The sequence below is a fragment of the Labrys sp. LIt4 genome (assembly GCF_017813775.1).
Taxonomy (GTDB): Bacteria; Pseudomonadota; Alphaproteobacteria; order Rhizobiales; family Labraceae; genus Labrys; species Labrys okinawensis_A.
Map to the genome: position 1 here is coordinate 187,545 of NZ_JAGIPY010000007.1, position 12,380 is coordinate 199,924.

The 12,380-nt window shown below is 66.7% G+C and carries 10 protein-coding genes; 5 read left to right on the forward strand and 5 right to left on the reverse strand.

Annotated elements, in window-relative coordinates; translation table 11 throughout:
- Positions 1–82: 82 nt before the first annotated feature.
- Positions 83–1,408 (forward strand): glycoside hydrolase family 15 protein, encoded by a 1,326-nt coding sequence (locus J8I29_RS15385; RefSeq protein ID WP_209432322.1) that lies wholly within the window; start codon positions 83–85, stop codon positions 1,406–1,408.
- A 3-nt stretch (positions 1,409–1,411) separates the two neighbouring features.
- Here J8I29_RS15385 and J8I29_RS15390 read toward each other — a convergent pair whose 3' ends face one another.
- The 3 genes from J8I29_RS15390 to J8I29_RS15400 form a co-directional block, all read right to left on the reverse strand.
- Positions 1,412–2,986, reverse strand: a complete 1,575-nt coding sequence (locus J8I29_RS15390) for a DHA2 family efflux MFS transporter permease subunit (RefSeq protein WP_105863827.1) — start codon at positions 2,984–2,986, stop codon at positions 1,412–1,414.
- 98 nt (positions 2,987–3,084) lie between these two features.
- Complete coding sequence (locus J8I29_RS15395; RefSeq protein ID WP_105863828.1) at positions 3,085–4,269, reverse strand: HlyD family secretion protein; 1,185 nt, start codon at positions 4,267–4,269, stop codon at positions 3,085–3,087.
- Positions 4,262–4,726, reverse strand: coding sequence for a MarR family transcriptional regulator (locus J8I29_RS15400; RefSeq protein WP_105863829.1), 465 nt, complete (start codon positions 4,724–4,726; stop codon positions 4,262–4,264). Before J8I29_RS15400 ends, J8I29_RS15395 begins: the two co-directional genes overlap by 8 nt.
- Positions 4,727–4,827: 101 nt before the next feature.
- On the opposite strand from J8I29_RS15400, the gene J8I29_RS15405 reads away from it, so the two are divergent.
- Both J8I29_RS15405 and J8I29_RS15410 read left to right on the forward strand, forming a co-directional pair.
- Complete coding sequence (locus J8I29_RS15405) at positions 4,828–5,190, forward strand: hypothetical protein (protein WP_105863830.1); 363 nt, start codon at positions 4,828–4,830, stop codon at positions 5,188–5,190.
- 177 nt (positions 5,191–5,367) lie between these two features.
- Positions 5,368–8,148: a caspase domain-containing protein gene (locus tag J8I29_RS15410; RefSeq protein WP_209432323.1), complete on the forward strand. Its 2,781-nt coding sequence runs from the start codon at positions 5,368–5,370 to the stop codon at positions 8,146–8,148.
- A 69-nt stretch (positions 8,149–8,217) separates the two neighbouring features.
- On the opposite strand, the gene J8I29_RS15415 is transcribed toward J8I29_RS15410, so the two are convergent.
- Both J8I29_RS15415 and J8I29_RS15420 read right to left on the reverse strand, forming a co-directional pair.
- Positions 8,218–8,976, reverse strand: coding sequence for an SDR family oxidoreductase (locus J8I29_RS15415; protein ID WP_209432324.1), 759 nt, complete (start codon positions 8,974–8,976; stop codon positions 8,218–8,220).
- A gap of 40 nt (positions 8,977–9,016) precedes the next feature.
- On the reverse strand, positions 9,017–10,525 hold the full coding sequence (locus tag J8I29_RS15420; protein ID WP_209432325.1) for an FGGY family carbohydrate kinase: 1,509 nt from the start codon (positions 10,523–10,525) through the stop codon (positions 9,017–9,019).
- A gap of 244 nt (positions 10,526–10,769) precedes the next feature.
- On the opposite strand from J8I29_RS15420, the gene eda reads away from it, so the two are divergent.
- On the forward strand, positions 10,770–11,426 hold the full coding sequence (eda, locus tag J8I29_RS15425) for a bifunctional 4-hydroxy-2-oxoglutarate aldolase/2-dehydro-3-deoxy-phosphogluconate aldolase (protein WP_209432326.1): 657 nt from the start codon (positions 10,770–10,772) through the stop codon (positions 11,424–11,426).
- Entirely contained in the window at positions 11,423–12,376 is a 954-nt protein-coding gene (locus tag J8I29_RS15430) for a shikimate dehydrogenase (RefSeq protein WP_209432327.1), read from the forward strand. The genes eda and J8I29_RS15430 overlap by 4 nt, the downstream gene beginning before the upstream one ends.
- Positions 12,377–12,380 lie beyond the last annotated feature (4 nt).

Genomic DNA, 12,380 nt, shown 5'->3' on the forward strand with positions numbered 1-12,380 from the left:
CGCAGAGACACGTCGGAACAAAGAGTTAGAGCAAATTGACGTTTCGGACGACGCGTTTTGCTCAGGGAATCGGAGAGAGCAGATGAGCGTGATCACGGATCTGGATCGCTGGATCGAGCGGCAATATCCCGTTGCCGTCCGGAACATGCAGCTTGCCATCTCCGCCACGGCCACGGTGAAGGAGCGGCCGGGTTTCGGCCAGACCATCACTCCGAAAAGGGGCTCGGTGGTGGCGTCGCCCGTGCCGGCCTCCTACGATCCGGATCCCGACTATTTCTTCCACTGGTACCGCGACTCGGCCGTGGTGATCGACGCTCTGCGTCAGATCGACCCCCTGTGGCTCGACAGCGATATCGCAGCGGTCCATTTCTGCGATTTCGTGGATTTCAGCCTGGAGCTCAACGCCCTCAGGGGCGCCGATCTGGTCGAGGGCCCGGATTGGCGGGCAAAGGTCGCCGAGGACTATCGGCAATTCGTGCGTGAAGATGCCGATCTGGCCAGCGTGGTGGTCCGCGGCGAAACGCGGGTCAACCCGGACGGCTCCCTCGACATCTCGCGCTGGAACCGTCCGCAATATGACGGTATCGCCGCCCGTGTGCTGGCGGTGCTGCGCTGGGCCTCCGGCCGATCCTTCGGCGTCAGGCATGATGATGCCATCGCGACCCTGCTGGACGAGGATATCCGCTTCGTCCTCGCCCATTGGCGCGAGCCGAGCTACGACATCTGGGAGGAGGAGAAGGCGCATCACTACTATACGCTTCGAATCGAGGCGGCCGCGCTGGAGGAGGGGGCCTCCTGGCTGGCGGCGCAGGGCGATGCCGCGACCGCCCAGCGCGCCCGGGCGGATGCGGCCGAGATCCAGGGCCGTCTCCATCATTTCTGGCAGCCCGAACCCGGCTTCTATCGTTCGCGGCTGACCGAGGACGGCAAGCCGACGCCGAAGGATCTCGACATCGCCGTCATCCTCGCTGGCATCCACGCCGGCGGCGCCCTGCCCACGCATTCGCCCCACGACATCCGGATGGAAGCGACGCTGGATCGTCTCGACGCGATCTTCGAGGAGGACTACGCGATCAATCGGGGCCGGCCGGAGGGACGCGGCATCGCTCTCGGCCGCTACCGGGGCGACGAATATTATTCGGGCGGGGCCTATTATTTCTCGACCCAGGCGGCGGCCGAATTCTGCTATCTGCGCGCGGCGGCCCTGCGGGGGGCGGATCCCGCCGCTGCCGATCGCCTGAAGGCACGGGGGGATGCCTATCTGGAAACCATTCGTGCCTTCACGCCCGACAATGGCGAAATGTCCGAGCAATTCGACCGTGTGACCGGCGAGCATAGCTCCGCCAAGCATCTGGCCTGGAGCTATGCCGGTTTCATCACGGCGGTGGAGGCGCGAAAGCGGGCATGACCCTCACTCCATCGCCATGCTGTGATCCATTTCCGCAGGCTTGGCGGCCTTTCGCAGGAAGAAGACCAGCGGCATCGCGGCCAACGTCAGCAGCATCATCAGCTTGAAGTCGTTGATATAGGCGATGATGGTCGCCTGCTGGCCGACCATGCCGTCGAGCATGGTCTGTCCAGCGGCGCTCAGCGGGTCGAGCAGTCTGGCCCGGGTCATGTCCTGCAGGGCCTGGTTGTAGGGCGTGATGTGGGCGACGAGATCGGCGTGGTTGGCCTGGGTGCTTTCGATCAGCAGGGCCGAGGTCATGGAGATGCCGACGCTGGAGCCGATATTGCGCGACAAATTGTAGAGGCCGGTGCCGTCGCCGCGCAGGCTGGCGTCGAGGGTCTGGAAGGTCACCGTGGTCAGCGGCACGAACAGGAAGCCCAGGCCTGCGCCCTGCACGAAACCGGTGACGATGATCTGCCATTGCGAAATATCGGGGGTCCAGCCGGTCATGTCGTAGAGCGACCAGGCGGTCAGCCCGAAGCCGATCAGCAGGAGCAGGCGCGTGTCGAGCTTTCCGACCAGGCGGCCGACGATGAACATGCAGACCATTGTGCCGATGCCGCGCGGCCCCATCACCAGGCCGGCGGTCACCACGGGATAGCCCATCAGCGATTGCAGATAGGGCGTCATCAGCGCCATGGCGGCGTAATAAGTGAGGCCCACGGCGGATATCAGCACCACCCCGACGGCGAAATTGCGGTCCACGAACAGGCGCGGCTTCACGAAAGTATCCTTGCCCGTGAAGGTGTGGACCAGGAAGATATAGAAAGCGCCGGCGCAGATCAGGGCCTCGAGCTGGATCTCGCCCGAGGAGAACCAGTCGAGCTGCTCGCCCCGGTCGAGCAGCACCTGCAGCGCGCCGATGGCGATGGAGAGCATGCCGAAGCCGAGCCAGTCGAGCTTCACGGCCGTGCTGCTGCGGGTCTCGGTGACGAAGGCCATCACGCCGAGCATGGCGACGAGGCCGATCGGCAGATTGATATAGAAGATCCAGCGCCAGGAAATGTGGTCGGTGAGCCAGCCGCCGATGACGGGGCCTAGCACGGGGCCCACCATCACGGCGACGCCGAATACGGCCATGGCTCCGCCGCGCTCCTCCGGCGTGTAGATGTCGAGCATGATGGCCTGGGCCAGCGGCACGAGAGCGGCGCCGAACACGCCCTGCATCAGGCGGAAGCCGACGATCTGCACCAGGGATTGCGCCATGCCGCACAGCATGGAGGCGACCACGAAGCCGATGATGGAGACGAGCAGCAGCCGCTTGCGGCCGAACCGGGCCGCGAGGAAGCCGGAGGGCGGCGTCATGATCGCCGCTGCCACGATATAGGAGGTCAGCACCCAGTTGATCTGGTCCTGGCTGGCGGCGACGCTGCCCTGGATATGGGGCAGCGCGATATTGGCGATGGTGGTGTCGAGCGCCTGCATGATCACCGCCAGGATGACGCAGGCGGTGATGGCGCCGCGATTGGCCACCTTGGGGGCAGGCAGAGCGGGACTGGAGATTGGGCCGGCGCTCGCGGTGGCGGATGCGCTCATGGCAGGCCTCGTTCGCAACGATCTGGGATTATAGGTGATGAAATAAACAGGTGCTCAAAATGCGGGCCGGCGCACGGCGAGGCGCGACGGCGTTATCGTCAGCCGGCCTGGTGGTTGCCTTGAGGCTTGTCTTGGCCGAACCAGCTCGTCACGAAGCTGGGCAGGCCGCGGGCATGGCCGGTGTCGACACCGACCACCACGCTCATGCCGACACGCAGGGCCGGCTTGTCGGGCGCGGGATCGATGCTGATGCGCATGGGAATGCGCTGGACCACCTTCACCCAATTGCCGGAGCTGTTCTGTGCAGGCAGCAGGGAAAAGCTCGAGGCGGAGGCCGGGCTGATGGTCTCGACCGTGCCGGTCCAGGTCACGCCCGGATAGGTGTCGACCGAGATCTCGACCGGCTGGCCGGGCTTGACATAGGTGAGCTCGGTTTCTTTCGGGGTCGCGTCCACCCAGATATTGGTGGTGGAGACCAGGTTGAAGGCGCGCTGGGAGGCGTTGAGATAGGCGCCGCGCTGCAGGGCATCGACATTGGTGACGATGCCGTCGAACGGCGCCCGGACTATGGTGTCGCCGAGGTCGCGCTTGGCGTTGTCGACGGCCGATTGGGCCTGGAGGTAGAAGGGGTTCTTTTCCACCGGCAGAGAAGCGTCGCCGCCGAGCTGGGCCAGCATGGCCTGGGCATTGGCCTGCGCCACGATGACCTTCTGGCGCGCCGCATCGAGATCATGCTTGGCCTGGTCGAAGCTCTGCTTGGAGGCGGCGCTGGAGGATTGCAGGTCCTGCTGGCGCTTGAACTGCGCCTCATAATAGGGAATGTCCGCCTTGGCCTGCTCGATCTGCGCCTCGGCCTGGGCATAACTCGCCTGCAGGGTCAGGACCTGGTTGCGCACGGTGCCGAGCTGCGCCTCCGCCCCTTCCAGGGCCGTGCGGTAGCTGTCGGGACGGATGCGGTAGAGCACGTCTCCCTTCTTGACGGCCTGGTTCTCGACGACGTCGATCTCCACCACCGTGCCGGCGACGTCCGTGGATATGCCGACCATCGCCGCCTGCACATAGGCGTTGTCCGTCTCCATCACCTGCCCGCCGGTGACGTAGAAATAGCCGCCTGCCACGAGGGCGACGGGAAGCAGGGCAAAGAGCAGGGGGCGGGTCAGCGAGCGCCTGCGCATCTTGGCCGGCTGCGGCGTGGCCGTGTCCCGACTGGCCTTGTCGCCGGAGAGGCCGTCGATCTCGATAGGGTTTTCGAGTTTCTGGGTCTGGTTGCTGCCGTCAGCCATGATTTGCCTCCTTCTCGTCGACCGGCTGGCGGCAGGCTTCGAGAAGGTTGGCCTTCATCTGCGTCAGGGTGTCGAGTAGTTTCACGCGGTCTTCGTCTGGGATGGACGCCAGGGCTTCCGCCCGCGTCCGGTCGCCGAGAACGCGCATCTCGGCGAGAATGGGATGGGCGGCCGGCGTCAGGAAGAGCAGCCAGACCCGGCGGTCGCTCGCATGCTGGCGCCGTTCGATCAGCCCGCGCGCCTCGAGCTTGTCGAGAATGCGCACCAGAGTGATCGGCTCGATTTCGAGCAGTTCGGCCAGCCCGCTCTGATGGATGCCCTCGCTGCGGGAGAGAAAGGCGAGCGTCTGCCATTGCGAGCGCGTCAAGCCGATATCGCCGGCCCGCTGCTCGAAGCGCTTGCGCATCAGGCGGGCGACGTCATGCAGGATGAAGCCGAGGGTGGGCGGATTGAGCATCTCTAGAACATGCCCTTCTAATTATAAGCTTGCTTATCTTTAGGCATGATTATAACAAGGATGCCTCGAATGCAATCGCGCAGATGGTGCGGAACCGAAAAATGGCTGCTGATCACGCGAGATTTGATCGGGGTTCGGCGCTGACCGCGGCTGGCCTGGTGGGCGCGGCCTGTTTTGCGCTGGTGCTCGGTACGCATCCTGCGGCCGCCGCCCCGCGCTTCGTCAGCTGCGGCGGCGCTGCCATGTTGGGGGCTGCGCTGCTCAATTGCTCCCACCTCGCGCCGACCAAGCCGGCGCAGCTGTGCAATTTCAGTTGGAGCCTCCTGCAGGTCGGTAACGTCCCGCAGGTGGTGAGCGGCTCCTTCCTGCTGCCGCCGGGCGCCAACAACGCCCAGGTCTATCAGGGGGCCGGCTATGTCGCCGCGCTGGCTTCGCCGGTCATCCTCTGCCAGGACCAGAATTGACCTCGATCTGGGGTCTCTGGCGCCCCGGCCTCTCTATTGCCCCCACACCGCCCCAAAACAGCCCCTTTTGGTTCACACGCCATACAAGTTGGCTAGGCTATCGCTTAGGTTGTACTCACAGGCCAAGAGCCGTTCGAGCTCGGCCCATGCCGGGTGGAAACCAAGAGGGCCAGATCAATGTCCGCGACGTTTCGCAGCGCCTTTGCGCTCCTGTTCATCCTGCTGGCGGCGAGTTTGCCGCTGCAACCTGCCCGGGCACAGAGCCAGGGCGAAAAGCGCATTGCCCTCGTCATCGGCAATGCCGATTACAAGGCCGGGCCCCTGGCGACCAGCGCCAATGACGCCGGCCTGATCGCCCAGACTCTGCAGGCCGCCGGTTTCGACGTCACCGGTGCCCGGGACCTGGACCAGGAGTCGCTGCGCAAGGCGTTCCGTGAATTCCTCGACAAAGCCTCCGCATCGGGCCCCGACACGGTGGCTTTCGTCTATCTCGCCGGTTATGGCCTGCAGTCGGAAGGGCAGAATTACTTCGTGCCCGTCGACGCTGCCATTCAGTCACCCGCTGCCGTGCCGGCAGAGGCCGTACGGCTCGCCGATTTCATTCGGCCGCTCGGCGCCTTGCAGCTGAAGGCCAGCATCGTGGTGATTGACGGTGCGCGCGAAAACCAGTTCGCCCGCGGCGACCAGCCTCTCGCTGGCGGGCTGGCGCTCGTCGATGCCGAACCCAATGGCCTGATCGCCTTCAATGCGGCGCCCGGCACGGTAGCGCCGGCCGAACAAGGGCCTTATGGCGCCTATGCCCAGGCCCTCGCCGAAATGATGCGCACGGGCGGGCTGCCGATCGCCGAGGTGTTCGACCGCACCCGGCTGCGGGTGAGCGAGAAGACCAATGGTGCCGTGCTGCCCTGGAGCGCCTCGAAGCTTGGCGAGCCCTTCGCCTTCTTCGACCGTACGGCCGATGCGCCCGCTCCGCAGGTTTCCCTGGAAGAAGAGAGAGCGATGCAATCCAAGCGCATCGCCGATTTCGACGCGCGGGATGCCTATGTCGCCGCCGTGGACCGGGACACCATGCAGGGCTATCAGGACTTCCTGACCGCCTTTCCGCGCGATCCCATGGCCAAGCGGGTGCGCGCCATCGTGGCCGCCCGGCGCGAGGCCATCACCTGGCACGAGACCTGGAAGCGCGACACACCCAATGCCTATTGGTCCTATCTCAAGCGCTATCCGCGCGGCCCCCATGCCTGGGACGCCCGCCGCCGCCTGAGATATCTGTCGGCCGAAATCGAGCCGCCGGCGCGTTTCGACGTGATCGAATATGACGTGCCGCCGCCGCCGGAAGTCGAGATCGTCTATGTCGAACGTCCGGTGATCGTCTTCTCCGATCCGGAATTCGACCTGCCGCCGCCTCCGCGGCCGCCGGTGATCTTCCTGCCGCCGCCGCCCCGCGATTTCGTGGAGCTGCCGCCGCCTCCGCCGCCGGTCGATGCGTATGTGCTGCCATCGCCGCGCTATGTGGCGGTGCCGGAATGGGTGCGGCCGCCGCGCTATGTCGAGCCGCCTCCGCAGAATTTCATCTTCAACAACATCCACAACGCCACCGTCATCAACGAGACGCTGGAGGCTCCTCCGGAGCGCATGCGGCCGCAGGAAGGCGAGGGCGGTCTGACGACCGGAGAGAAGGCGGCCGGCGCGGCGATCGCCGTCGGTGCGGGCGCTGCTGCGGCCCGTGTCGCCCTGCCGCCCTTCCTGCGCAATCGGGGCGGACGGGGTGGCCAGCCGGGCATGACGCAGCCGACGGCGGCGCCACAGCCGGGCGAGCCCGGCCTGGCTCCGGCCCCCGGCGAACCGCAGAAGCCGGGGCGCCTTCTGCCGGGACAGGTTCGTCCAGGCGAAGCGCTTCCTGGCCAGGAAGGCCAGCCCGGCCGAGTGCTGCCGGGACAGGAAGGTCAACCCGGACAGGCCGTACAGCCTGATACGGTGAAACCGGGGCAGGCTCAGCCGGGCCAGCCCGGTCGGCTGCTGCCGGGACGAGCCCAGCCGGGCCAGGCCGCCCAGCCGGATGAAACCAGGCCGGGCCAGCGCCAGCCCGGCAAGGCCCTGCCTGGCATGAACGGCGAGGCGCTGCCGCTCGACAATGGCAAGCCGCCGCTCGCCGGAAAGCCATTGCCTGGTCGTCTGCAGCCCGGCGGCAAAGCCGGCAAGCCCGGGCAGCTCGGCCAACCCCTGCCCGAGGGCCAACCGGATCAGACCCAGCCCCAAAAACCCCTCCCGGGGCAGAAGGGTCAGGGCCGCCTGAAGCCGGGGCAGCCGCAGCCGGACGGTACCGCCCAGCCTCCGGCCGAGAACGGCCAGCAACTCGGCAAGCCCCTGCCGGGAGCCGACGAGTCGCAGCCGCTTCCCGGTCGTAAACGGCCAAAGGGCCGGCAGCCCCAGGATGACGGCGCTCAGGCTCCGCGGCCTGGCGTCACCCCCGAGGACCAGGCCGCGCCGGATGCCGGTGCGCCATCGCAGCCGGCAGGTCGCAAGCGTCGCCCGGCCCAGGAAGGACAGGGCCTTGGCGAGCCCTTGCCACCAGCCGGACGGGCCTTGCCGGATGGCAGCGGGCAGCCGCAGCCCCAGCCGGGCCGCCGTCGCCCACGCCAGCCCGATGCCGGGGTTGCGCAACCGGATGAGCCGGCCCAGCCGTCCGGCCGCCGGCCGCGCCTCCAGCCAGGCGGCGGTGACGAAGGTGGGGCAGCCATGCCGCGCCAGAAGCGCTTGAACCCAGCGCCGGATATGGAACCGGCCGTGAATGCGCCGCGTCAGAATCGGCTGCCGCGGGCGCAGCCCGACCTCGACGGCGGGGCACCCCGGCCGATGCAGCGGATGCGGCCGGCACCGGAAGAAGGTGGTCCGGCCGCGGGTGGCGGCGGACGCCAGCGCCGTTGTGGCGGCCAGGGCGCACCGCCTTGTGAATGAGAATGAACGAGAACACCGCCCGGCTTGCCGGGCGGTGTTGCTTCAGGCCGGTTGCTGGAACTTTTCCCGTCAGAAGCCGCTGACGACGTAGCCGCCGTCGACGGGCAGCGTGGTGGCGGTCACGAAGATCGAGGCGGGCGAAGCGAAGAACAGGGCGGTGCCGACGAGATCGTCGACCGTGCCCCAGCGCTTGAGCGCCGCCTTGCTGGCAATCTTGCCCGCCGGCACCGGGTCGGACCACAAAGGCTTGGTCATGTCGGTGCGGTGATAGCCGGGCGCGATGGCGTTGACGCGGATTCCTTCGGGGCCGAATTTGTGGGCGAGGGCGCGGGTAAGCCCCACGATGCCGGTCTTGCTGGCGCAATAGGCCGGCACGCTGTCATCGGCGAGATAGCTCAGCATCGAGGCGAAGTTGATGATTGACCCTTGCGATTTCACCAGCAGGGGGTGGGCCGCCATGGCGAGGCGCATGGCGCTGTTCATGTTGACGTCGACGACTTCGAGATAGGTTTCCTCGGTCCATTCGGCATCGGGGCGGGCGATGCCCTGCGCGTTGACGAGCACGTCGAGGGCCGGCAGCGCCGCAAAGAAGCGCTCGACCGCCGCCTTGTCGCGGACGTCGAGCTGCTCGAAACGAATGGAGCGGTCGCCATTGGCGGCCTTGGCCGCCGCAAGGCGCGCTTCGGTGGAGCCCGTCGCGATGACCTCGGCGCCGAGGCTGGCAAAGCCCTGCGCGATGGCAAGGCCGATGCCGCTGGAGCCGCCGGAGACCACGACGGTCTTGCCTTCGAACAGGCCGGGACGGAAAGCGGAGAGCACGTCCTGCATGCGTGTTTCCTTCGATTTTGAGAAAGGGATGATCGGCGGTTCAGGCCTGCTGCAGCCGGTCGAGATCGTCGTAGAGTGCCTGGGAATGGCGGTAGAGGCGGTCGAACACCGGCTGCATCCGGGCATAGGTCTCGGCCCAGGCCGGGTCGGGCAGGATTTCGGCGCTGTAGCGCACGAAATGGCCGACCGCGTCCTCGACCTTGCCGAAACGTCCGAGCGCGGTTGCGGCCATCGCCGCACAGCCGACGAGGCCGCATTCGGTCTCCTCGGGCACCAGGATCGGTACGTTGTAGGCGCTCGCCTTGATCTTGAGCCAGAGTTCTGTCTTGGCGCCGCCGCCGGAAGCGACCACGCGCTCGAGCTTCTGGCCGGTGGAGGCTTCCATCACGCGGATATGGCGGTTGACCGCGAAGGCCACGCCTTCCAGCGTGGCGCGGTGGAGATGGGCGAGGCCATGCTTGGCGCCGATGCCGAAGAACTGGGCGCGGGCATTGCGGTGGGCGCCGAGCCGCTCGCCGGCCAGGAAAGGCAGGAAGAACAGACCTTCGGCCCCGGCCGGGGCCTCGGCGGCCTTGGCGACGATGTCGCCATAGGAGAGGGCCTTCTCATGAAAGGCGCGGCGGGCCCAGCGCATGGCATCGCCGCCGGTCTCCAGCAGGGTGAAGGGACCCCAATGACCCTCGACGGTGCGGACATTGCAGATCTCGGGATCGAGCAGCGGTTCGCCCGTCACCAAGGTGATGATGGAGGAGGTGCCCATCACATCCGACGCCGTGCCGGGATGGACGACGCCCGAGCCGAGCACCGCAACGGGGTAGTCGGCTCCGCCGACCAGGACGGGCGTACCCTCGGCAAGGCCGGTCTCCAGGGCGGCGCTGGCGGTGATGCGGCCGAGAATGTCGAGCGGCGAGCGGATCGGCGGCAGCTTGGCGGCGTCGAGACCAAGGCGGTCGATCATCGCGGCGGACCAGCTTCCGCTCGCCGGGTTCATTAGGAAGCTGCAGGAGGCGTCGCCCTCGTCCATGGCGATCTCGCCGGTGAGCCGCAGATTGATGTAGTCCTTCGGCATCAGCACCGTCGCGGCGGTGCGATAGGCTTGCGGATCGTTGTCGCGCAGCCAGGCGAGCTTGAAGCCAGGCCAGGCCGGCGTCGGCGGGTTGCCGCTTTCGGAAAGATAGGAGGCGGGTGGGTTGTCCCGCTCAAAGAACGCCACAAGGCCCGCCGTGCGCTTGTCATTCCACAAGGGGGCGGTATCGCGTGTCGGATTGCCATGGCTGTCGACCAGCACGGTGCCATGCATCTGGCCGCAGGCGGCGACGGCCTGGATCCTGGCGGCGGCGCCGTCCTGCCGCTCGAGCACGGTGCGGATGGCGGAGACGGTGCCCGCCCACCAGTCGGCGGGACGCTGTTCCGACCAGCCGAAAGCCGGTACGATCTGGTCATATTCGCTGGCGGCGATCTCCAGGATGGCGCCGTTGCCGATCTCGACCAGGGCTGCGCGGGCGCTGCCGGTTCCGACATCGATGGCCAGGATGAGATCCTGCGTCATGGGTGTGTCCTCGGCCTGCTCTTCAAAAAGGGAGCGGGCGGGTATGGCGGGCCGCCCTGCTCCCATGTTTTTTGGAGTGATGCTACACGTTTCCCAGCCGGTCAACTGAAAATTCCGGCATATTTATGCTGCATTGCAATAAAATGGCCGAAGCGTCTTGCCGATATCGGAGTGAATATGTAGCATTGCTACAAAATTGACACCCATGCCGATGCCATCGGCAAGCCTTGAGGAGAGCGCAGACATGGCCACCAACCCCATTGAGCGGATCGAGGCGATCGGCGTGGTGCCGGTCATCGCGATCGACAATCCCGCCGACGCGGTCGCGTTGGCCGACGCCCTGACGGCCGGTGGCCTGCCGATTGCCGAAATCACCTTCCGCACCAAGGCGGCCGCCGAAGTCCTGGCCATCCTGCGCGACCAGAGGCCGGACTTCCTGGCCGGTGCCGGAACGGTGCTGGATCTGGAATCGGTCCAGGCCTGCAAGGACAATGGCGCGAGCTTCGCCCTGTCCCCCGGCTTCGATGCGGAGATCGTTGCCGCCGCCAAGGCGATCGGCCTGCCCTTCGCCCCCGGCATCATGACGCCGACGGATCTCACCGCGGCCACACGCGCCGGCCTGCGCCTGTGCAAGTTCTTCCCGGCCGGCGTCGCCGGCGGGCCGAAGGCACTGGAAGGCATCGCCGCGCCCTTCAATCATCTGGGCGTTCGCTTCATCCCGACCGGTGGCGTCACGCTGGAGACGATGGGCGACTGGCTCAAGCATCGCTTCGTCGCGGCCGTCGGTGGCACCTGGATCGCCAAGCCCGAAGACATCAGCGGCGGCAAGTTTGCGGAGATTACCGCCAAGGCGAAGGCCGCCGTCGAGCGCGTCAAGGCGATCCGGGCGGGCGCGGCATGAGCATCTATCAGCCGGCGACCCAGCCGACGCTCTATTTCATCGGCGTAACCACCACCAAAAGCTCGATCATGCGGGTCTTCCCGGCCTGGGCGGAGCATCTGGGCCTGAAGAATGCGGTGATCAAGGGCATCGATTTTCCCCTCCATGCCGATCCGGCCGCCTATCGCGAAGCGGTCGCCTTCATCAAGGCCGATCCCAATTCGCTGGGGGCGCTGGTCACCACCCACAAGATCGACCTCTACAAGGCCTGCCGGGACCTGTTCGACGAGGTCGACGATTTCGCCCTGCGCATGGAGGAGACGAGCTGCCTGTCCAAGCGCGACGGGCGCCTAATCTGTCACGCCAAGGACCCGATCTCCTCCGGGCTCGCCCTCGACAATTTCATTCCCAAGGGACATTTCGAGCGCACCGGCGCCGAGCTCTTCTCGATGGGAGCGGGCGGCTCCACCATTGCCCTGACCTGGCACATGGTGCGCGAGGCACGGGGCGCAGACCGGCCGTCGCGCATCGTGGTTTCCAATCGCAGCCAGCCGCGCCTCGACGAGATCCGGCGCATCCACCAGGAAATCGGCATGCCGGTGCCGGTCGACTATGTGCTCGCGCCCCATGCGGCCGACAATGATGCCGTCACCGCCGGCCTCAAGCCAGGCTCGGTGGTGATCAATGCCACCGGCCTCGGCAAGGACGCGCCCGGCTCGCCGCTCACCGACGCCGTGGTCTTTCCCGAACGCGCGATCGTGTGGGACCTCAACTATCGCGGCGACCTCGTCTTCCTCGACCAGGCCCGGCGCCAGCAGGCAGCGCGCCATCTTCAGATCGAGGATGGCTGGACCTATTTCCTGCATGGCTGGACGCAGGTAATCGCCGAGGTTTTCGACATCGAGATCCCGACCTCCGGCCCGTCCTTCGAGCGGCTGGGCGAGATCGCCATCGCCGCCTCCAGGGGATGAAGAC